This is a genomic window from Microbacterium kribbense, assembly GCF_039537285.1.
GTDB lineage: Bacteria > Actinomycetota > Actinomycetes > Actinomycetales > Microbacteriaceae > Microbacterium > Microbacterium kribbense.
Window position 1 is genome coordinate 124,902 of sequence record NZ_BAABAF010000003.1, and the last position, 20,462, is coordinate 145,363.

Below are 20,462 nucleotides of genomic sequence, written 5' to 3' on the forward strand. Positions count from 1 at the left end.
CGACGTCAGGGCGCCGTCACGGTCGGTTGCACGTGCACCGGGAAGTTCACCGAGTTCGCGATGAAGCACCACTCGTGCGCCGGGGTATGCGCGGCGAGGGCCGCATCGATCATGGATTCCGCGGCCACGGTCACCCGCGGGTGCAGCACGACTTCGGTGAAGGCGCCGCCGTCGCGGCCGTCCTCGACCATCAGCCCGGTGGGGTCGTCGGTGTAGCCGACGACGACGACGCCCGCCTTCACGCAGGCGTGCAGGTACGAGAGCAGGTGGCATTCGGACAGCGCCGCGACCAGCAGCTCTTCGGGGTTCCACCGGGTCGGGTCGCCGCGGAACGGCTTGTCGGCCGAGGCGAGCAGGTCGGGCTTGCCCCGCGCCGACAGGGTCACGAGCCGGTCGTAGTCGCGGTAGTCCGTCGTGCCCGCACCGCGGTTGCCGGTCCATTCGGTGTGCAGCCGATATTCGTGTTCGCCGAGCATGGCTCCAGTCTCGCACCGCCGCCGGGGGCGCCGGCCCCGGCAGTAGGCTGAGAGCGTGCCGCAGACCTTCGCCGCCAGCGCCGCCGTCGAACTCGCCGTGATCGAGCGCAGCGGCTTCGTCGAGTCCCGTCACAGCGGATCGGCGATCGTCCTCGGGCCCGATGGCGAGGTGCTGCGCGAGTACGGCGATGCCGCGGCGCTGATCCTGCCGCGGTCCGCCCTCAAGCCGATCCAGGCGCTCGCGTGTCTTGCCGCCGGCGCGCCCCTGTCAGGCGATCAGCTCGCGCTGGCCACCGCCAGCCACTCCGGCACCGACCGCCACGTGGCCCTCGTGCGCGACATCCTGGACGCGGCACGGCTGACCGAAGACGATCTCGGCTGCCCGCCGGCCTGGCCGCTGGACGGGCCCACCCGCGACGAGCTGGTCCGAGAGCACGGCGAGCCGGCCCGGATCTGGATGGAGTGCTCGGGCAAGCACGCCGCCATGCTGCTGGCGTGCCGGGCGGCCGATTGGGACGTCGCCTCGTACCTGGACCCGGCCCATCCGCTGCAGGTGCAGATCCGAGAGCTGATCGAGCGGATGACCGGAATGAAGGTCGCCGCGACCGCAGTGGACGGATGCGGCACGCCGGTGTATGCGATGACGCTGGCGGGGCTGGCCAAGGCGATGCACCGCATCGGCACGGCCTCGGCGAGCTCGCCGTTCGCACTGCACCGCAACAGCGGCGCGCTCGTGCAGGCCGTGCGGGCGAGCCCGTGGGCGATCGCCGGCCCCGGCCAGGCCGACACGATCGTCACCGAGCAGCTCGGCGTCTTCTCGAAGCGCGGCGCCGAGGGCGTGCAGATCATGGTGGCCCCGGACGGCACGACGGTCGCGCTGAAGATGCTGGATGGCGGCGGCCGAGCGGGCGCCGTCGTCGCGCTGCGGCTGCTGGAGCTGGCCGATGCGCTGCACGCGAGCGACGTCGCCGAGGCGATGTCGCAGCTGCCGCTGGCGGTGACCGGAGGCGGACGCACCGTCGGCGCCATCCGCCCCGCCTTGTGATCGAGGGTTTCGAAGGAGAAAGCTCCCACAAGGAGCGGAAAGGACTGCGATGCGAATCAGCGTCCCGGCCGAGATCAAGAACAACGAGTACCGGGTGGCGCTCACGCCGGCCGGCGTGCACGATCTGGCCAGTGCCGGCCATGAGGTGTTCGTGCAGCGCGGTGCCGGCATCGGCTCGTCCATGCCGGATGAGGAATACGCCGCGGCCGGGGCGGTGCTGCTCGACGACCCCGGCGAGGTCTGGGCCCGCGCCGAGCTGCTGCTGAAGGTCAAGGAGCCGATCGCGTCGGAGTACGGATACTTCCGCGACGACCTGGTGCTGTTCACCTATCTGCACCTGGCCGCGGGCCGCGCCCTCACCGACGAGCTGCTGCGTGCCGGCCTGACCGCGCTGGCCTATGAGACCGTGCAGCTGCCCGATCGCACGCTGCCGCTGCTGGCGCCGATGAGCGAGGTCGCCGGGCGACTGGCGCCGATGGTGGGTGCGCACACCCTGATGCGCTCGTCCGGCGGACGCGGCCTGCTGATGTCGGGCGTGCCCGGCACCTGGTCCGCGCGCGTGACGATCATCGGCGGCGGTGTCGCCGGCGCCAACGCCGCCGTGGTCGCGTCGGGCATGGGCGCCGACGTGACCGTGTTCGACACGAATGTGCACCGGCTGCGCTACCTCGACGACCACTTCCAGGGTCGCATCAAGACGGCCGCCTCCAATCCGCTCGACCTCGACCACGCGGTCGTGGACTCGGACGTGGTGATCGGCTCGGTGCTGATCCCCGGTGCGAAGGCGCCGAAGCTCGTCACCAACGACATGGTGTCGCGGATGCGGGCGGGTTCGGTGCTGGTGGACATCGCGGTCGACCAGGGCGGCTGCTTCGCCGACACGCACGCCACCACACATGACGATCCGACGTTCCCGGTGCACGGCACGATGTTCTACTGCGTGGCGAACATGCCCGGCGCGGTGGCCAACACGTCGACGTCGGCGCTGACCAATGCCACGCTGCCGTACATCCGCCGCCTCGCCCGGCTCGGCTGGCGGGATGCCGCGCGCGGCGACGCCGCCCTCGCGGCCGGGCTGAACACCGTGGGCGGGCAGGTCGTCAACGCCGGCGTCGCGGCCGCGCACGGCCTGACGCACGTCGCCCAGGCAGACATCCTGGCCTGATCCGGCAGTACGGCGCCCGGTGCGGCGCCCGGCCCGAGCCCTGCTCGCCACGGACTCGTCGCGGGTTCGGCACGGTCGGGTCGGGCACGACCGGGTCTCGCGCGGTCAGGTTTCACGCGGTCCGGCCGCCGGCTCGGCCAGCGTGACCCGGGTCGGCGCAACGCCCGACCGGATCAGCCAGGCGCGACCGCGCCCGGGCGCGCAGTACGGCGGCAGGCCGCGCTCACCCAGCAGCACCCGGTAGTCGGCGGCGCAGCCGGCGTCCACGAGCAGATCGTGCTCGCCGGCAATGGTGCGCAGCATCCGCCACTCGCGCTGCCAGTCGTCGCCGTCGCCGACGATCACGACCGGATCGGCGCCGGACGCCGCAGCCCGAGTATCGGACAGCGGTGGGGCCTGCTCCACCGACAGCAGCCGCGCACCGGCTTCCTCGACGAGAGTGCGCAGCCGCCGATCTGCCGGCCCGTGTCGCACGACGGCGCCGGTGACCGGCGCCTGCGGCGACCAGGCCGGCACCGGCACGGCGGGGTGCGAGTGCACGGCCGGCGGCAGCGCGAACTGGACGAGGCGGCCGTCGAGCACGCCGCGCCCCGGCGGCATCCGCTCGGCGTAGGCGTCGGCGGCCCCTCCGGCCGCGACGAAGTCGGCGCGCGTGGCGGCGGCCAGCAGCGCCCGTCGCGGCAGCAGGTCGAGCAGCCGGCCGACCGCGCCGCCGGCGCGCTGCGCCGAGACCACGACGGCGCCCGATTCCGGGCCGGCGGTGTGGACGATGCGCTCCAGGTGCTCCAGCGCCGCCTGCGCATAGTCGAGCGGGAAACGCGCGAGCAGCGCGTCCGCGTCGTCGACGAGCACGACGGTGCCCGGCGGGACGCGCTGGTCGGCGAGCCGGCCCAGCTGGTCCCAGGCCGTCTCGGGGTCGGGCCCGATCCACACCGGCCGCTGCGCCTGGGCGGCGACGGTGTGCAGCAGCGCGGTGCGGCCCGACCCGGCCATGCCCAGCACGCACAGGCCGCGGTCGGAGCCGGTGAGGGTGACCGCGACCTGCCGCTGCCGGTCCGGCTCGTCGGCGATGCCGAGCACGATGCCGACGCTCGATGCCCGCGCGGAAGCACGAGTCGACATCCGCGCCGATGCCGGCTCCGACATCCGTGCAGACGCCTCGGCGGAGGCCGGCGGCTCCGTCGATGCCACGCCTGCTGCCGGTGGCCGGGCCTGCGCCGACGCCTCGGCGAGGGTCAGCCGTTCCGGCAGCGCGGGCAGCCACGGCCGGCGTGGCGCGGCGCCCTGGGCCGCCGCGGCGACCTCGGCCACCAGCCGTGCCGAAGACAGCGCCACCCGAACCGGGTGGGCTACGGCGTCGGCCGCGCGCCGGATCAGCGCCATGCCGCGCTGCCCCGGGGCGCCGGAGAGTGCGGCGGCCGCGTCGGTGCCGATCACCGCGCGGCTGTCGGCGGGGTCGCTGACCCGCAGGCTGATGCGCAGCGGGCAGTTGGCCAGCAGCGATTCGCGGAACGTGCCGGCGGCCCGCTGCGTGCCCAGGATCAGATGCATGCCCAGGGCCCGGCCCCGGGCGGCGATGTCGGTGAACAGCTCCTGCAGCTCGGGGTGTGCCGCCGTCAGCGCGGCGAACTCGTCCACGACGACGACCAGCCGCGGCAGCGTCGTCTCGCCGATGTCCCGCGCACCCGCGCGCACGATCTCGGCTTCGCGACGGCGCAGCTCGGCGCGCAGGCTCTGCAGCGCGCGGCGCGAGCCCCCGGCATCCAGATCCGTGATCACCCCGGTGACGTGGGGCAGTGCGGCCAGCGCATCGAAGGCCGTGCCGCCCTTGAAGTCGGCCAGCAGAAAACTCACCCGGTCGGTGTCGTATCTCGCGCACAGCGACGTGACCCAGCTGGTCAGCAGCTCGCTCTTGCCCGAGCCGGTGATGCCGGCGACCACGGCGTGCGGGCCGTCCGCCACCAGGTCGAGACGGAACGGGCGGGCCTGCTCGGTGCCGATCACCGCGTTCAGCCCGGCACCGTCCTTCGGGCCGTCGCTCAGCAGGTCGGCCAGCGCGACCGGCTCATCACGCGCCGCCGAGCCGAATGCGGCCTCGGCGCGCGCGGCCAGGCCGGTCGCGATCTCACGCGCCTGCTCGACGCTGACGCCTTCGACGCGCACGTCGGTGCCGAGGCCGTCGGCGCGCAGCTGCGCGCGGTCGGGACCGGTCAAGGTCAGCACCGCGCGGCAGGCCGGCGGTGGCACGGCGCCCGCCTCGACACGGGCGATCAGGATGTCGACGCTCAGCGCGACGTCGCCGGGAGCGCACACGCCCAGCGTCCGGCCGGCGGCAACCGATCGCTGCGCATGCGGCAGCAGCGCCATCCAGTCGCCGTCGGGCTCTTGCCCGGCCGGCTCGCTCAGGTGCAGCCGGCCGGGCGGCAGCGTCAGGCAGGCCTGCAGCACCAGTGCGCGCACCACGGCGCGGGCCAGCGGCGCCGGCCCCACGACGGCGATGCCAGTATCGGCGGGCACCGTGACGGGTGCGTCGTCGAGCAGCGCCGCGCTGTGCCGCAGCGCCGCGGCCGCGGCATCCCCTGCACCGCCCTCCACGCGCACGGCGCTGCGAGCAAGTCCCCGGCCGACGGTGAGCTCGTCGCCACGGCCGGGCACCGCGCGCCAGATGTCGTCGGCCCCGTGCGCGTCGCCGCGCAGTGCCCGCAGCACGTCGGGGTGCGCCGTCCACAGTCGCTCTCGTTCGGCCGCATGCCGGGCCGCGACGGTGCGCGCCACGCGCTCGCGCGCCTGCTGCGCCACTCGCGCCGCCCGGCGCCGGTCACGTCGGGCGGTGCGCGCGCCGTCGGCCAGCGAGGCGACGGCGATCAGTGGACCCAGTGCCGCGAACCACAGCATCATCATGGTTCCCGTAGCCAGCCACAGCGCGATGCCACCGACGATCGGCACGGCCGAGGCGGCCAGCGGCACGGCACTGCGCCGCGCCGGCTGTGGGGTATCGGGCAGGCGCAGCGCACCGTCCCCCTCGAGCAGGTCGTCGAACCGCGGGCCCGGAACCGCCCGTGCACCTCGCCCCGGGCGCGTGCCGGATCTCGGAACGACCTGTCCGGTTGCGGTGGGCGCTGCAGAGATGGATCCAGACCGGCGCATGCCGATCAGTCAACCGCGGCCAGGCACCGGCGCGCGGCGTCGGTGGCATATCTGTGGAGTACTCCCGCCCGGCGGCGGCTGGGGAGGAGCCGTGCGCGGCCGGCCGGGCCGGGTCAGTGCGCGGCGGTCTCTGCGCCGGGCTCGGACGACCCGCGGTCGGGCCCGGCTGCCTCGTCGAAGTCGCGTGAGCCGGACGAGTCCGAGTCGGAGGAATCGGATGCGTCGCCGTCGCCGGCGCGGTGCAGCGTGACGTCGAGCACGATGATCGAGACGTTGTCGCGCCCGCCGTTCTCCAGCGCCGCGTCGAGCATGGCCGCGACGGCGTCGCCGGCGTCGGGATGCTCGGCGAGGAAGTGCTGGATGCCGTAGTCGGTGAGCTCTTTGGTGAGCCCGTCCGAGCAGATCACGAACCGGTCGCCGTCGACCAGGTCCAGGCGCACGTAGTCCGGCTTCACGCTGTCGGTGGCCCCGACCGCGCGGGTGATGACGTTGCCGTACGGGTGGTTCTCGGCCTCTTCGGGGCTGAGCCGGCCGGCCGCAATGAGCTCCTGCACGACGGAATGGTCGGTCGTGATCTGCCCGATCTCGCCGCCGCGCACCAGATACACCCGCGAGTCGCCGATGTTCAGCGTCACCCAATGCGGGTCGGCCGCCGCCTCATCGAGGAACACACCGGTGACGGTCGTGCCGGTGCCGTCGTCGGTGGACTCGGGGTGGGTCGCGATGTCTTTGACGGCACGCGCCAGCGCCTTCTCGATCGTCTTGGGCGTCACGGTGCCGGATTCGGCGACCGGACGCAGCCGGTCGACGGTGCTCGTGCTGGCGATCTCGCCACCGATGTGCCCGCCCATGCCGTCGGCCACGACGAACAGCGGGAAGACCGCGAGGACGGCATCCTGATTGGTCTCACGGCGCCGGCCGACGTCGGTGGCCGCCGCCCAGGCGAGGTCGAGGGAGCCATCGTTCAGAACAACAGTGTGGTGCAGAGTGCGCACGTCGGGCACGCCGAGTCCTCCCTGGGGATCGCCTCGCCGATGGGTGTCGGCGACGCCCTCACATCTTAGTTGACGCCCTCGGACACGCCAGGACCCGCCTCGCCGGATGCGCCCGAGACCTGCATGCTGCCGACTCCGGCGGGGATCGGCGGCGCTCCGGTGTCGAGCACCGGCGCCTCGAACTGGGCGTTGTACAGCCGCCAGTAGGCGCCCTTCGCGGCCAGCAGTTCGTCGTGCGTGCCCTGCTCGACGATCGCGCCGTGCTCCATCACCAGGATCAGATCGGCGTCGCGGATGGTGGAGAGCCGGTGCGCGATCACAAACGAGGTGCGGTCGGTGCGCAGCGCCGACATCGCGCGCTGGATGAGCAGCTCGGTGCGGGTGTCGACCGAACTGGTCGCCTCGTCCAGGATCAGGATGCGCGGGTTCGCCAGGAACGCGCGCGCGATCGTGACCAGCTGACGCTCGCCGACCGACAGGTTGGTCGCCTCGTCGTCCAGCAGCGTGTCATAGCCGTCCGGCAGCGCGTGCACGAACCGGTCCACATACGCGGCCGTCGCTGCCGCCACGATCTCGTCTTCGGCGGCCGCAGGCCTGCCGTAGGCGATGTTCTCGCGGATCGTGCCCGAGAACAGCCAGGTGTCCTGCAGCACCATGCCGGTGCGGCTGCGCAGATCGGCACGCGTCATCGTGCGGGTGTCGACCCCGGCGAGGCGGATGCTGCCGGAGTCGACGTCGTAGAACCGCATGATCAGGTTCACCAGCGTGGTCTTGCCCGCCCCGGTCGGACCGACGATGGCCACCGTGTTGCCCGGCTTCGCGCCGAGGCTGAGGCCGTCGATCAGCGGTGTGTCGGGCAGGTAGCGGAACGCGACGTCGTCGAAGGCGAGCGCACTGGCGTCCTCGGGCACGGTCTGCGCCGGATCCGGGTCGAGGCTCTCCTCGTCCTCGTCGAGCAGTTCGAAGACCCGCTCGGCGCTGGCCACTCCGGACTGCAACAGGTTCGCCATCGAACCCAACTGGCTCAGCGGCTGGGTGAACTGGCGGGAGTACTGGATGAACGCCTGCACGTCGCCGAATGAGATGGCCCCGGCCGCGATCTGCAGGCCGCCGACGACGGCGATCGCGACGTAGACCAGATTGCCGACGAACATCATCGCCGGCATGATGATGCCCGACACGAACTGCGCACCGAAGCTGGCCCGGTAGACCGCCTCGTTCTCCCCGCGGAAGGCCTGCTGCACGTCGTGCTGGTGCCCGTACACCTTGACGATGGCGTGCCCCGAGAAGGTCTCCTCCACCCGCGCGTTGAGCACGCCGGTCGCGGCCCACTGCGCGATGAACATCTTCTGCGAGCGCTTGGCGACCACGACCGTGATGGCGATCGTCAGCGGGATCGTGACCAGGGCGATCACGGCCAGCAGCGGCGAGATCACGAACATCATGACCAGCACGCCGACGACCGTCAGCATCGAGATGACCACCTGCGACATGCTCTGCTGCAGGGTCTGCCCGATGTTGTCGATGTCGTTGGTCAGGCGACTGAGCAGCTCGCCGCGCTGCATCCGGTCGTAGTAGCTCAGCGGCAGCCGGTGCAACTTGTCCTCGACCATCATCCGGATGCGGTGCATCGCGCGCTGCACGACGATGTTCAGGATGCGGCCCTGCAGCCACATGAACACGGCCGAGATGAGGTAAACGGTCAGCACCGCACCGATCAGCCAGGCCAACTGGGTGAAGTCGATGCCCTGTCCGGGGGTGAAGTCCATGCCGCGCAGCATGTCGGCGATCTGGCCCTGGCCGGATGCGTGCAGCTGCCCGATCACCTGGTCTTTGGTGACCCCGGCCGGCAGGTTCTTGAACTGCATCGACACGAAGCCGGCGACCACGACGTTGGTGGCCTGGCCGAGCAGCTTCGGACCGACGACGCTGAGGGCGACGCTGATGACGCCGAACAGCACGACGACGGTCAGCCACAGCGCGTCGGGCCGCAGCATCCCGAGCAGTCGCTTCGCACTGGGGCCGAAGTTCTGCGCCTTCGACACGGGGGCACCCCCGCCGAAGGGCCCGTGGCCGCGCCCGCGCGGCCCGCCGCCGCTCATGCCGCCTCCGTCGCTGACAGCTGCGAGTCCACGATCTCGCGGTAGGTGTCGTTGGTCTCGACCAGCTCGTCGTGCGTGCCGACGCCGACGATCCGGCCGTGCTCGAGCACCAGGATCTGATCGGCATGCTGAATCGTCGACACCCGCTGCGCGACGATGATGCGGGTCGCCTCGGGCAGCCGCTCCTTCAGCGCGCGGCGCAGCTGCGCATCGGTGCGCAGGTCGAGCGCCGAGAACGAGTCGTCGAAGATGTAGACCTCGGGGCGGTGCACGAGCGCCCGAGCGATCGAGAGCCGCTGGCGCTGACCACCCGACACGTTGGTGCCGCCCTGCGCGATCGGCGCGGCCAGCTGCTCGGGCATCGATCGGACGAACTCGGTCGCCTGCGCGATCTCGAGGGCATCCCACAGCTGCTCGTCGGTGGCCTGCTCGTCGCCATACCGCAGGTTCGAGGCGATCGTGCCCGAGAACAGGAACGCGCGCTGCTGCACGATGCCGGTGCGCAGCCACAGCTCGTCGGGGTCGTACGATCGCACGTCGACGCCGTCGACGCTCACCTGCCCGCCGGTCACGTCGAACAGGCGCGGAATCAGGCCCACCAGGGTGGTCTTGCCCGATCCGGTGGCGCCGATGATCGCCGTGGTGGTGCCGGGTTCGACGGTGAAGCTGATGTCGTGCAGCACCGGCTCGGCCGCGCCCGGATAGGCGAAGTCGACGTGATCGAACACGACCCGCCCCTCCGGCGCCGGCGCCTCGACGGCCTCAGCCGGGGCGACCACCGACGGCTCGGTGTTCAGCACCTCGCCGATGCGGTTCGCGCAGACGGCGGCGCGCGGGATCATCACGAACATGAAGGTCGCCATCATGACGCCCATCAGGATCTGCATCATGTAGGTCAGGAACGCGAACAGGGTGCCGATCTGGGCGTCGCCGTCCTGCACCTGGAACGCGCCGAACCAGATCACCGCCGCGCCCGAGACGTTCAGCACCACCATCACGGCGGGGAACATGATCGCCATCAGGTTGCCGGCCGTCACGGCCGACTCCATGACATCCGCGCTGCCCTTCTCGAACCGGTTCCGCTCCTCGCGCTCGCGCACGAACGCGCGCACCACCCGGATGCCGGTCAGCTGCTCGCGCATCACCTGGTTGATCCGGTCGATGCGACGCTGCATGGCACGGAACGCCGGCACCATCCGCACCACGATCAGCGAGACGATCACCAGCAGCACGGGCACCGACACGCCCATCAGCCAGCTGAGCCCGACATCCTGACGGATCGCGAAGATCACCCCGCCGATGGCCAGGATCGGGGCCGAGACCATCAGCGTCGCCGACATCTGCACGAGCATCTGCACCTGCTGCACGTCGTTGGTGTTGCGGGTGATCAGCGACGGGGCGCCGTATTGCCCGACCTCGCGCTGCGAGAAGGCGACGACCCGGCGAAACAGGTCATTTCGGATGTCGCGGCCCAGCCCCATCGCCAGCCGTGAGCCGAAGTAGACGGCGGTGATCGCGCAGAGGATCTGGCCGAAGCTGATCACCAGCATGATCGCGCCGGTGCGCCAGATGAACCCGATGTCGCCCTTGAGCACGCCGTCGTCGATGATGTCGGCCTGCAGCGTGGGCAGCCACAGCGAGGCCAGCGACTGTGCGAGCTGGAAGACGAGCACGCCGGTGATCAGCACCCATCCGGGGCGCAGATAGCGGGCGAGGAGCTTGCCCAGCATGTCAGTCCCTTCCGCGCGGCCGGCCCGCGATGCCATAGAGGATGAATCCGACGAGCTCATCGTCGGTGAAGCCTGCGTGCTGGTCGAACCGCGCCACGCCCGCGGCCATGCCGGCCATCCGCATGATCGCGGCCATCCGGCCGACGTCGATCGTCAGCTTGTCGGCGTCGGGGGCGAACACCGCGGCGACGGCGCTGCGGTACGCATCCTCGTGCGGGCCGGCGAACAACGAATGGATGTCTTCGCGCGGCACGAGCGAGAACATCCGCATCATCTGCTGCGTCCAGGTCCGGGTGCCGTGGACAAGCTTCGCGACCTTCTCTTCGAGCGGCAGCGAGGGATCGACCAGCCCGTCTGCCAGCCGCGCGCGGCCCTGCGCGAAGAACGTCTCGACGACGGCGCGCACGAGCGACTCCTTGTCGCCGAACGCACGGAAGATCGTGCCCTCGGCGATGCCGAGGTGCTCGGCGAGCTGCCGGGTGGTCAGCGCCGAACCGTACTCGAGGAACAGCGGCACGGCCTGCTCGGCGATCATGGTGCGCCGCTCGTCGGGCGCCATAGGCTCGGCGCGGGTGCGCCCGTCCGGCGCATCCGAATCAGGATGACCGGAATCGACGAGATCGGCAGCAGGCACGGAAACGACATTAGTGAGTGAGGACTCACTCCGCAACGTGGCGCGTGTGCGCTGTCAGCGAACTCGGACGCGTGCAATCCCCGCGCCGGAGAGTGCGTCCGGCGTTGACCACCGCCGGCACCACGACCAACCCGGCCGTGATCAGCACAGCTGACGCGATCGCGGCAACGAGGCGCCTCCTCATCCGGGAACTGCTCGGACCTTCTTGCAGCCCCGCGTCGCACCCACTCACCGCCCGTGGAAGACCGGCGACCGCTTCTGCCGGAACGCGGCGAAGCCCTGGCGGTAGTCCTCGGTGCCAGACAGCTGGGTCTGCGCGACCGCTTCGGCCGCCATCGGGTCCCACAGGTTCAGCGGCTCGTCGCGCAGCCGGGTGACGATCATCTTGCTGGCCAGGAACGCGGCGGTAGGACCGACGGCCGCGGTCCGTGCGGCTTCGGTCGCGGCATCCTGCACCTTCGCGGCCGGAAAGACGCGCGAGAACAGCCCCAAGGCCACCGCTTCCTCCCCCGTCATCAGCCGGCCGGTGTAGATCAGGTCGAGCGTCTTGTGCGGGCCGAGCCGCTCGGTGAACAGGGCGTGCCCGCCTGAATCCAGCAGCGCGCCCAGCGCCGCGAACGGCGAGCCGATCTTCGCGGTATCGGCCACAAACACCACATCGGTCGCGATCAGCAGGCCGAGCCCGACGCCCAGGCACGCGCCCTGCGCGGCCGCGAACGTCGGCGCCGGAAACGCCGCCATCCGCCATGTCACCTACGTCATTGGCATCCACGCCCGTCATTCGATCATTGACGGTACCGCGGGCAGCCGGTATCGTCGCACCACATTCAAGAGGGGGGAATCGACCGTGAAGATCAACAACCAGATGAAGATTGCCGGAGTATCGACAGCCCTCACCATACTGACAGCCCCACTAGTCGCAACGACTGCAGTTGCTTCGACGGACGCTACCGACTCCAAGGGTCTACGCCGATCTGAGTCTTCGACAACAAGCGTAACCGTGCCCTTCAGCAACCCTGTCTCGCTGTCGGATGCCGCCAATCAACGGACTGTACTCGGCTATCCCGTTGAGGGCTATCGCTTCGAGAACCCCGAGATCGTTGGAGAGTTCAGTCCCCTCTCCGGGCTATCAGTGGCCGACTTCTTGAGAGATTTTAAAGCCTCTTATGGGACTCAGCCCCAGGTGGTTGGGGCCATCATCGAGGTTCCGAAACTCGAAGCGATCGAGATGGCCAAGCGAGTTGCCGCGACCCCCATAGCTGCCCCAGGAGACGAGTTCGAGGCACCCCCGGTCGATGCATCTCGATCTTCTCAACTCCAAGCATTCCGAAAGCGCAACCCTGACCTGGAAGGAAGTAGCCCCGCCCACGCAGCAGCGAAGACGGGCGCCCAGGTCCTCACCGCAACAAATTGGCGCCCGACCCAGGCTGACATTCAGATCTTCAGAGCGAACACCTCCACGGTCTACTTCTCCCAGTACTACTACTGGGACGGAACGACGGCACGCACGTCGGTTCTCCCCGCCGACGACGGTTGGGAAGCCGAGGTAAACATCTTCACCAGCCGCCCCGACTCGGAAACCTGTGGGAGCGGACATCCCGAGGACTACCCGTTCGCAAAGAACTATGGGTGGACCTGGTCCGCTTTTGTGAACACGGGATCCGGAATGACTGCAATGGCGTCAGCGGTCGGAGCCTACGCCGACTATAACGATGACTCCGACCCGTGCAATCGAAACAGTATGGCGATTGGCGTGCGGACGCCGCAGTCCATTCCCGCGTACTCATCGGGCGCGCAGGAAGTCATGTTCACCATCTTCGCGCCGCGGGGCCTCGACAATACGGGGCGTATCGGAGGGGTCGTTCAGGCCGTGAACGAGACCGGTTGCGTCTTGCAGCCTTGGCTTTCCAACACAGACTGCATGGGTTTGACAACCAGTACATCAGGCACTCGCGCCACTCTCGCTGAGTCCCGCAACTGGACTGCCCCACCGAAGTGCTGGATGTCTCTGAACTACGGAAACACGGCGCCCACCACCTACACATGCTAGGGAAGCGCTCGAAGCAAGCTTCTCGCGATGGCCTAGCCAACGGTGGCTGGATCCCTAGCGCGTCACTCGGCCTCACTGTTGTCTGCGCACTGGTCATTCTCGCGATAGTCGTGCAGCTGTATGGCGACACCCGAGAGAACGTGGACTATCGATGCATTGTTGACGGAAGCCCGGCTGGTGTGGCCGCGACCGAGAATGCCCTGATCTCGGCCAGAGTGACACTCGTTCCGATGGGCCGACTGTGCACGTGGCATGCGGCCAACGGTGGGGTCGTCTTGGACCAATCGGGCTGGCCGCTCACGCTGGTATTCCTGGGATGCTCAGCACTCGCTGTTGCGTTCACCACCTACGGAGCATTGAAGCGGTATGCCTCAGGGCTTGTCCCGCTCGCGGTGCTTGCTGCGTTCTGGCTGGGGATTCTGGCCTACGTGAACGTCTGACCTGCCTCGCCGATTTCGGATCGTGAGCCCACCTGCCTCTCACCTCCCGTGGAAGGCCGGTGGCCGCTTCTGCCCGAAGGCGGCGAAGCCCTCGCGATAGTCCTCGGTGTGCGCGAGCTGGGTCTGCGCGACGGTCTCGGCCGCGATCGTCTCCCACAGGTTCAGCCGCTCGTCGCGCAGCCGGGTCACGATCATCTTGCTGGCCAGGAACGCGGCGGTAGGACCGACGGCCGCGGTCCGTGCGGCATCGGTCGCGGCATCCTGCACCCCATCCGCGGGGAAGACGCGCGAGAACAGCCCCGAAGCCACCGCCTCCTCCCCCGTCATCAGCCTGCCGGTGTAGATCAGGTCGAGCGTCTTGTGCGGGCCGAGCCGCTCCGTGAACAGGGCATGCCCGCCCGAATCCAACAGCGCGCCCAGCGCCGCGAACGGCGACCCGATCTTCGCGTCCTCGGCCACGTAGACGACGTCGGTCGCGATCAGCAGGCCGAGCCCCACCCCCAGGCACGCGCCCTGCGCGGCAGCGAACGTCGGCGCCGGAAACGCCGCCATCCGCCGCAGCAGCGGGGCCAGCAGGCCATCGAGATAGCCCGGCACGTCGTCGGTGGCCGGGTCGACGCCGGCGATGTCGCGCCCAGCGCAGAACGCGCGCCCCCGCCCGCGCAACACCAGCGCACGCACGCCGGCCTGCTCGGCGTCGGCGTAGGCGACGTCCAGCTCGTGCAGCGCCTGCTCGTCGAGGGCGTTCAGCTTCTGCGGGGCGTTCAGCACGACCTCGGCGACGCCACCGGACACGGTCAACTCGATCACGGCTGCTCCTCACACGTCGTAGTCGACGACGACCCTATCGGTCGTCGGGTGGGACTGACAGGTCAGAATGTAGCCGCGCTCGAGTTCTTCGGGTTCGAGCGCGTAGTTCTCCGTCATCCGCACGTCGCCCTCGACCAGGTGCGCGCGGCACGTGCCGCACACTCCCCCGGCGCACGCGTATGGCACATCCGGGCGGATGCGCAGCGCCGCGTTCAGGATCGTCTCGTGCGCGCTGGCGGGACTGTCCACGTCGGCGGACTGGCCGTCGAGGGTGAACCGGATGTGGCAGACCGGCTCGTCGGGCACCGCGATCACGGGGCGGCCCGCGCTGCCGACCGGGTGACCGGGCTCGCCGGTGGTGAACAGCTCGTGCCGGATGTGCGCACGGTCCACGCCGACGTCGGTGAGCGTGTCGCGGCACAGCTGCACCAGATCGAACGGGCCGCATAGGAACCACTCGTCGACGGTGGCGGGCCGGATCAGCACGTCGAGCATGGTGCGCAGCTTCTGCTCGTCGATGCGGCCCGACAGCAGCGGCGCGGTGCGCTGCTCGCGCGAGAGCACATGGTGCAGCGCCAGCCGGGCCGGGTAGCGGTCCTTCAGGTCGGCCAGGTCGTCGAGGAACATCACGTCGGTGCGCGACCGGTTCGTGTACACCAGCGTGAACCGGGAGGTCTCGGATCGCTCCAGCACGGCGGTGGCCAGCGCCATCAGCGGCGTGATGCCGGACCCGGCGGCGATGCCGACCAGGTGCCGGCCGTCGAGGTCCTCGAGCTGCGTGGTGAAGGTGCCCTGCGGACTCATCACGTCGATCGGATCGCCGGGGTGCAGCTCGGTCTGGGCCCAGGTCGAGAACTGTCCGCCCAGGTCGCGCTTGATCGCCACGCTCAGCCGGCCGCCCTCGGGCGGTCGGCACAGCGAGTACGACCGGCGCAGCTCCTGGCCTTCGAGTGTCACCCGTAGCGCGACGTGCTGGCCGGCGAGATAGCCGTAGTCGTCGTGCAGGTCGTCAGGTACCGCGAAGGTGACCTCGACGGCATCGTCGGTCAGCGGCCGCACGTCGGCGACGGCCAGGGTGTGGAAGCGGGCGCGATGCCGCGGCTTCGGGCCGCCGACCGCGCCGGCCAGGAATGAGCGGGCGACCTGGTGCGCCGGGCTGGAGTCGGCCGTTGTGACGTCGGTCATCAGTGCGCCTTGAAGTAGTCGAACGGTTCCAGGCACGCACGGCACTCGTAGATCGCCTTGCAGGAGGTGGAGCCGAAATGCGAGATCTCGCGGGTGTTCAGCGAGCGGCAGTGCGGGCAGCGCACGTGCAGGCCGCCGAGCACCGGCTCGGTGGGTCGGATGCCGGTGGGGGGCGCGATGCCGAACTCCTCGAGCTTGCGCCAGCCGTCGGCGCTGAGCCAGTCGGTGGTCCAGGCCGGGGCCAGCTCGGTACGCACGTCGACGTCGGCGAACCCGGCGTCGCGCACGACCCGGGCGACATCCCGCGCCATCACGTCCATCATCGGGCAGCCCGAATATGTCGGCGTGATCACGATGGTGACCCGGCCGGCGTCGACCTGCACGTCGCGCAGCACGCCGAGGTCGGCGATGGTCAGCACCGGCAGTTCCGGGTCGCACACGGTGGCCGCCGCGTCCCAGGCGCGCTGCTGCGGGGTGCCGGGCGCCGGGCTGCGGATCGGCTCGGTCGCTGCGCGCGCTCGCTCAGCGACCGAGTCGGCGTCGCCGATCGGTACCTGCGCCGCTCCGAGCACGGCGCGCAGCGCCTCGTCGCGGGACGGCTGCAGCGCCGCCCGTTCGGCCAGATCCCGCTCGAGCACGATCACCAGGTCGCTCCCGGGTGCTGCCGCGCCAGCACCTGCATCTCGGCCAGCAGAAAGCCCAGCCCCGAGAAATGGTGCCCGCGCCGTCCACCGCCGGACGCGTCGAACCGCTCCGGGCGGGCCAGCTCGGCTTCGGCGAACACCGCGTCGATCAACTCGTCGAACGGCTCGCGCAGCGTCGAGGGCCGCACCGCGACTCCCTCGAGCCGGTCCATCAGCGGCTCGTCGCGGAACAGCTCGTCCACGTACGGCCAGACGTCGTCTGCTCCCTGGATCATCCGGCGCCGCGACTCGTCGGTGCCGCCGGCCAGCCGCAGCGTCCACTGGATGGCGTGGTCGCGGTGGTAGGCGACCTCTTTGACGGCCTTGCCGGCCACCGCCGCCAGCACCGGGTCGGCCGAGGAGACCAGCCGCGTGTACAGCTCGAACTGGAAGGCGGATGCCGCCAGCTGCCGTGCGATCGTGTGCGCGAAGTCGCCGTTGGGCTGTTCGAACAGCCACGCGCTGCGGAAGTCGGGCTCGTCGCGCAGGTACGCCAGGTCGTCTTCCGTGCGCCCGTCGGCGGTGCCCGCGTAGCGCAGCAGACTGCGTGCGTGGCCGAGCAGGTCCAGTGCGATGTTGGCGAGGGCGACATCCTCCTCCAGTTCGGGGGCGTGCGCGATCCACGCACCCAGCTGCTGGGCGAGGACCAGCGCGTCGTCGCCCAGCCACAGCGCATACTCCGCGACATCCGGCGACGCGACGCGGCCCGCCTCGCCGACAAGCTCCGCGGACAGCTCGAGCTCGTCGACCGAGATGTGCACGGCGCGGGTGGCGTGCGAGGTCCGGGACGGCCCGGTCATAGGTGCGGCACCCCCTCGGACGCGGTGTAGTAGGTGGCGTGCCGGAAGTTCTTGCCCGCCGCGGACTCGAAGAACGCGCCCTTCGAGTCCGGGTCGCTGGTCGTGATCGCCTCGGAGGGCACCACCCAGATCGACACGCCCTCGCCGCGCCGAGTGTACAGGTCGCGCGCATTGCGCACCGCCATCTCGGCGTCGGGCGCGTGCAGCGACCCGACGTGCACGTGCGACAGGCCTCGTCCGGACCGGACGAACACCTCCCACAGCGGCCAGGTCTCGGCCCCGGCTGTGCCGCCTGCAGTGCCCATCACGCCACCTCCGCGTCGCGCAGCGCTTGTTTGCGGGCGTACTCCGCGGCCGCCGCGCGCACCCAGGCGCCGCCTTCGTGCGCGTCGCGCCGGGTCTGGATGCGCACCGCGTTCATCGGCCCGCGGCCGGCCAGCACCTCGCTGAACTCGTTCCAGTCGATCGGACTGGTGTGCCACTGCTGGGCGTCCTCGTCCCAGGCAAGCTCCGGGTCGGGCAGCGTGATGCCCAGCACCTCGGCCTGGGGCACCAGCATCCCGATGAACCGCTGCCGCAGGTCGTCGTTGGAGAACCGCTTGATCTTCCACGCCATCGACCGCGCCGAGTTCGGCGACTCGTCGTCGGGCGGACCGAACATCATCAGCGACGGCCAGTACCAGCGGTCCACGGATTCCTGCGCCATCTGCCGCTGCGCCGCGGTGCCCTGCATGAGCGTCAGCAGGATCTCGAAGCCCTGCCGCTGATGGAAGGACTCCTCCTTGCAGATCCGGATCATCGCCCGCGCATACGGCCCGTACGAGCAGCGGCACAGCGGCACCTGGTTCACGATCGCGGCACCGTCGACGAGCCACCCGATCGCGCCCATGTCGGCCCACGTCGGGGTCGGATAGTTGAAGATCGACGAGTACCGGGCCTTGCCGTCGATCAGCTGCTGCGTCATCTCGTCGCGCGTGATGCCCAGGGTCTGCGTCGCGCTGTACAGATACAGGCCGTGGCCGGCCTCGTCCTGCACCTTGGCCATCAGGATCGCCTTGCGCTGCAGGCTCGGCGCGCGGGTGATCCAGTTGCCCTCCGGCTGCATGCCGATGATCTCGGAGTGCGCGTGCTGCGAGATCTGCCGCACCAGCGTGCGGCGATAGGCCGCCGGCATCCAATCACGCGGTTCGACCCGCGAGTCGGCCTCGATCAGGTCGTCGAACACCGCCTGGCCCGCCGCGTCGTCCGGGTCTGCGATCGTGAGCTCGGGTGCAGTCATCCTCGACTCCTTCGGGCAATTACCTACCGCTCGTTCAGTAATTATGGCATACTCGTGCCGGGGCGTGGCCGTGTGCTGAGCGCCGCGACGCTGCGCGCGAAGCCCCGCTGCGAGGAGACACAGATGTCGGATGCCGCTACCCGGCCGATGCTGGTCCGCGACCGCGCGGCGACCGCGCTGGGAATCCGGGTGGAGGTCGACGAGCCCGGTCGGGCGGTGCTGTCGATGCGGGTGCGCGCGGACATGACCAACGGGTTCGACATCACGCACGGCGGGCTGGTGTTCGCGCTGGCCGACACCGCGTTCGCGGTCGCCTGCAATGAGGACGAGCGGGTGACCGTGGCCGCCGGCGCCGACATCACGTTTCTGAAGTCGACGCAGGAGGGCCAAATGCTGACGGCGACGGCCGTGCGGCGCGTGCGCAGCGGGCGCAACGGGCTGTATGACGTGACCGTGACGGATGAGACCGGCGATGTCGTCGCGGAGTTCCGCGGCCGCTCGCTGACGACAAATCGCACGCTGGCGGCGGAGTGAGCGCCGTGCCCGTGGCGCCAGCGGCGGGCACGGCATCGAAGTGAGGATGAGCAGATGGTGACCACGACCGCACGACGCGTACAGGCGCCGACGCCGGAGGAGCTGGACCCCGAGGAGCGGATGGATCACGAGCAGATCCGCGCCCTGCAGCTGCAGCGCCTGCAGCAGACCGTGCACCACGCGTACCAGAACGTGCCGCTGTACCGGCAGAAGTTCGACGCCGCCGGCATCCGGCCCGGCGACATCCGCTCCCTCGACGACGTGCGCCGACTGCCGTTCACGACCAAGGACGACCTGCGCCAGACCTATCCGTTCGGCATGTTCGCGGTGCCGATGGCGCAGGTGCGCCGCATCCACGCGTCCTCCGGCACGACCGGGCGGCCGACCGTGGTCGGCTACACCGAGACCGACCTGGACAACTGGGCGAAGCTGATCGCGCGGTCGCTGCGTGCGTCGGGCGTGCGGCCCGGGATGCTGCTGCACAACGCCTACGGCTACGGGCTGTTCACCGGCGGACTCGGGCTGCACGACGGCGCCGCGAAGCTCGGCGCCACCGTGATCCCGGTCTCGGGCGGGCAGACGGCGCGGCAGGTGCAGCTGATCTGCGACTTCAAGCCCGAGGCCATCTCGTGCACGCCGAGCTACCTGCTGACCATCGCGGACGGCATGGAAGCGGCCGGAATGGACCCGGCATCCACTTCGCTGAAGGTGGCGGTGCTGGGGGCCGAACCGTGGACGACGCAGCTGCGCGACGAGATCGAGCGGCGGATGAACGTGGATGCCGTCGACATCTACGGGCTCAGCGAGGTGATGGGGCCGGGCGTGGCCAACGAGTGCGTCGAGACCAAGGACGGGCCGCACGTGTGGGAGGACCACTTCCTTCCCGAGACCATCGATGAGCAGTCCCTTGAGCCGGTCGCCGACGGCGAGCTCGGCGAGCTGGTGCTGACCTCGCTGACCAACCAGGCGTTCCCGGTCATCCGCTATCGCACCAAGGACCTGACCCGGCTGCTGCCGGGGACGGCCCGGCCGGGGATGCGGCGCATCCAGAAGATCACCGGGCGCGACGACGACATGATCATCCTGCGCGGCGTGAACCTGTTCCCGACCCAGATCGAGGAGCTCGTGCTGGGCATCGAGGCCCTCGCCCCGCACTTCGTGCTGGAGCTGAGCAAGAACGGCCGGCTGGATGCGATGACGGTGCGCATCGAGCGCGATCCGGCCCTGTCGGTGGAGGTCTGCGAGGCCGCGTCGCAGGTGCTGCGGCAGCGGATCAAGGGCCGGATCGGCACGACCGTGGAGGTGCGGCTCGAAGAGCCCGGCGCGCTGCCGCGCAGCGAGGGCAAGTACAAGCGCGTCTACGACCTGCGCTGACGCGCGCGGGGCG

18 protein-coding genes and 1 pseudogene are annotated in these 20,462 nt (G+C 70.3%); 6 read left to right on the forward strand and 13 right to left on the reverse strand.

Annotated elements, in window-relative coordinates; all coding sequences use genetic code 11:
- Window positions 1-5: 5 nt before the first annotated feature.
- The gene (locus ABD705_RS05120) at window positions 6-476 is read right to left on the reverse strand and encodes an OsmC family protein (protein ID WP_344781233.1); all 471 of its coding nucleotides are present in this window, start codon (window positions 474-476) and stop codon (window positions 6-8) included.
- 55 nt (window positions 477-531) lie between these two features.
- On the opposite strand from ABD705_RS05120, the gene ABD705_RS05125 reads away from it, so the two are divergent.
- Window positions 532-1,521, forward strand: a complete 990-nt coding sequence (locus ABD705_RS05125; RefSeq protein WP_344781235.1) for an asparaginase — start codon at window positions 532-534, stop codon at window positions 1,519-1,521.
- Between the two features lie 49 nt (window positions 1,522-1,570).
- On the forward strand, window positions 1,571-2,686 hold the full coding sequence (gene ald, locus ABD705_RS05130; RefSeq protein WP_344781237.1) for an alanine dehydrogenase: 1,116 nt from the start codon (window positions 1,571-1,573) through the stop codon (window positions 2,684-2,686).
- Window positions 2,687-2,791: 105 nt separating this feature from the next.
- Here ald and ABD705_RS05135 read toward each other — a convergent pair whose 3' ends face one another.
- From ABD705_RS05135 to ABD705_RS05160, 6 genes and pseudogenes are all read right to left on the reverse strand, one after another.
- Entirely contained in the window at window positions 2,792-5,833 is a 3,042-nt protein-coding gene (locus ABD705_RS05135; RefSeq protein WP_344781239.1) for an FtsK/SpoIIIE domain-containing protein, read from the reverse strand.
- A gap of 113 nt (window positions 5,834-5,946) precedes the next feature.
- A complete protein-coding gene (locus ABD705_RS05140; RefSeq protein WP_344781241.1) occupies window positions 5,947-6,837 on the reverse strand; it encodes a PP2C family protein-serine/threonine phosphatase in 891 nt (296 codons plus the stop codon).
- A gap of 56 nt (window positions 6,838-6,893) precedes the next feature.
- Window positions 6,894-8,930 (reverse strand): ABC transporter ATP-binding protein, encoded by a 2,037-nt coding sequence (locus ABD705_RS05145; protein WP_344781243.1) that lies wholly within the window; start codon window positions 8,928-8,930, stop codon window positions 6,894-6,896.
- Window positions 8,927-10,660 carry an ABC transporter ATP-binding protein gene (locus ABD705_RS05150; protein ID WP_344781245.1) on the reverse strand — a complete coding sequence of 578 codons (1,734 nt, stop codon included), beginning with the start codon at window positions 10,658-10,660 and terminating at the stop codon, window positions 8,927-8,929. The genes ABD705_RS05145 and ABD705_RS05150 overlap by 4 nt, the downstream gene beginning before the upstream one ends.
- Before the next feature lies 1 nt (window position 10,661).
- On the reverse strand, window positions 10,662-11,294 hold the full coding sequence (locus ABD705_RS05155) for a TetR/AcrR family transcriptional regulator (protein ID WP_344781247.1): 633 nt from the start codon (window positions 11,292-11,294) through the stop codon (window positions 10,662-10,664).
- A gap of 228 nt (window positions 11,295-11,522) precedes the next feature.
- Window positions 11,523-12,038 (reverse strand): annotated as a pseudogene (locus ABD705_RS05160) (enoyl-CoA hydratase/isomerase family protein); the annotation flags it as partial.
- A 103-nt stretch (window positions 12,039-12,141) separates the two neighbouring features.
- Here ABD705_RS05160 and ABD705_RS05165 point away from each other — a divergent pair.
- Together ABD705_RS05165 and ABD705_RS05170 are read left to right on the forward strand one after the other, a co-directional pair.
- On the forward strand, window positions 12,142-13,344 hold the full coding sequence (locus ABD705_RS05165) for a hypothetical protein (RefSeq protein ID WP_344781249.1): 1,203 nt from the start codon (window positions 12,142-12,144) through the stop codon (window positions 13,342-13,344).
- 110 nt (window positions 13,345-13,454) lie between these two features.
- Window positions 13,455-13,784, forward strand: coding sequence for a hypothetical protein (locus ABD705_RS05170; protein WP_344781251.1), 330 nt, complete (start codon window positions 13,455-13,457; stop codon window positions 13,782-13,784).
- Window positions 13,785-13,823: 39 nt separating this feature from the next.
- Here the strand turns inward: ABD705_RS05170 and ABD705_RS05175 are convergent, their stop codons facing one another.
- The 6 genes from ABD705_RS05175 to paaA form a co-directional block, all read right to left on the reverse strand.
- Window positions 13,824-14,594: an enoyl-CoA hydratase/isomerase family protein gene (locus tag ABD705_RS05175; protein WP_344781253.1), complete on the reverse strand. Its 771-nt coding sequence runs from the start codon at window positions 14,592-14,594 to the stop codon at window positions 13,824-13,826.
- Window positions 14,595-14,603: 9 nt separating this feature from the next.
- Window positions 14,604-15,779: a 1,2-phenylacetyl-CoA epoxidase subunit PaaE gene (gene paaE, locus ABD705_RS05180; protein ID WP_344781255.1), complete on the reverse strand. Its 1,176-nt coding sequence runs from the start codon at window positions 15,777-15,779 to the stop codon at window positions 14,604-14,606.
- Window positions 15,779-16,276, reverse strand: coding sequence for a 1,2-phenylacetyl-CoA epoxidase subunit PaaD (paaD, locus tag ABD705_RS05185; RefSeq protein ID WP_344781521.1), 498 nt, complete (start codon window positions 16,274-16,276; stop codon window positions 15,779-15,781). Before paaD ends, paaE begins: the two co-directional genes overlap by 1 nt.
- Before the next feature lie 143 nt (window positions 16,277-16,419).
- The gene (gene paaC / locus ABD705_RS05190) at window positions 16,420-17,262 is read right to left on the reverse strand and encodes a 1,2-phenylacetyl-CoA epoxidase subunit PaaC (RefSeq protein WP_344781257.1); all 843 of its coding nucleotides are present in this window, start codon (window positions 17,260-17,262) and stop codon (window positions 16,420-16,422) included.
- Window positions 17,259-17,567, reverse strand: coding sequence for a 1,2-phenylacetyl-CoA epoxidase subunit PaaB (gene paaB, locus ABD705_RS05195; protein WP_344781259.1), 309 nt, complete (start codon window positions 17,565-17,567; stop codon window positions 17,259-17,261). Before paaB ends, paaC begins: the two co-directional genes overlap by 4 nt.
- Complete coding sequence (gene paaA, locus ABD705_RS05200) at window positions 17,567-18,541, reverse strand: 1,2-phenylacetyl-CoA epoxidase subunit PaaA (protein ID WP_344781261.1); 975 nt, start codon at window positions 18,539-18,541, stop codon at window positions 17,567-17,569. The genes paaB and paaA overlap by 1 nt, the downstream gene beginning before the upstream one ends.
- Window positions 18,542-18,664: 123 nt before the next feature.
- Between paaA and paaI the strand changes: the two genes are divergently transcribed.
- Entirely contained in the window at window positions 18,665-19,075 is a 411-nt protein-coding gene (gene paaI / locus ABD705_RS05205) for a hydroxyphenylacetyl-CoA thioesterase PaaI (RefSeq protein ID WP_344781263.1), read from the forward strand.
- Window positions 19,076-19,129: 54 nt separating this feature from the next.
- Entirely contained in the window at window positions 19,130-20,449 is a 1,320-nt protein-coding gene (gene paaK / locus ABD705_RS05210; protein ID WP_344781265.1) for a phenylacetate--CoA ligase PaaK, read from the forward strand.
- Window positions 20,450-20,462 lie beyond the last annotated feature (13 nt).

Bases quoted from the DNA above. Each gene is read 5' to 3' on its own strand.
- ABD705_RS05120 (WP_344781233.1), bottom strand. From the start codon at position 476: ATGCTCGGCGAACACGAATATCGGCTGCACACCGAATGGACCGGCAAC.
- ald (WP_344781237.1), top strand. From the start codon at position 1,571: ATGCGAATCAGCGTCCCGGCCGAGATCAAGAACAACGAGTACCGGGTG.
- ABD705_RS05135 (WP_344781239.1), bottom strand. From the start codon at position 5,833: ATGCGCCGGTCTGGATCCATCTCTGCAGCGCCCACCGCAACCGGACAG.
- ABD705_RS05145 (WP_344781243.1), bottom strand. From the start codon at position 8,930: ATGAGCGGCGGCGGGCCGCGCGGGCGCGGCCACGGGCCCTTCGGCGGG.
- ABD705_RS05150 (WP_344781245.1), bottom strand. From the start codon at position 10,660: ATGCTGGGCAAGCTCCTCGCCCGCTATCTGCGCCCCGGATGGGTGCTG.
- paaE (WP_344781255.1), bottom strand. From the start codon at position 15,779: ATGACCGACGTCACAACGGCCGACTCCAGCCCGGCGCACCAGGTCGCC.
- paaC (WP_344781257.1), bottom strand. From the start codon at position 17,262: ATGACCGGGCCGTCCCGGACCTCGCACGCCACCCGCGCCGTGCACATC.
- paaB (WP_344781259.1), bottom strand. From the start codon at position 17,567: ATGGGCACTGCAGGCGGCACAGCCGGGGCCGAGACCTGGCCGCTGTGG.
- paaA (WP_344781261.1), bottom strand. From the start codon at position 18,541: ATGACTGCACCCGAGCTCACGATCGCAGACCCGGACGACGCGGCGGGC.
- paaI (WP_344781263.1), top strand. From the start codon at position 18,665: ATGTCGGATGCCGCTACCCGGCCGATGCTGGTCCGCGACCGCGCGGCG.
- paaK (WP_344781265.1), top strand. From the start codon at position 19,130: ATGGTGACCACGACCGCACGACGCGTACAGGCGCCGACGCCGGAGGAG.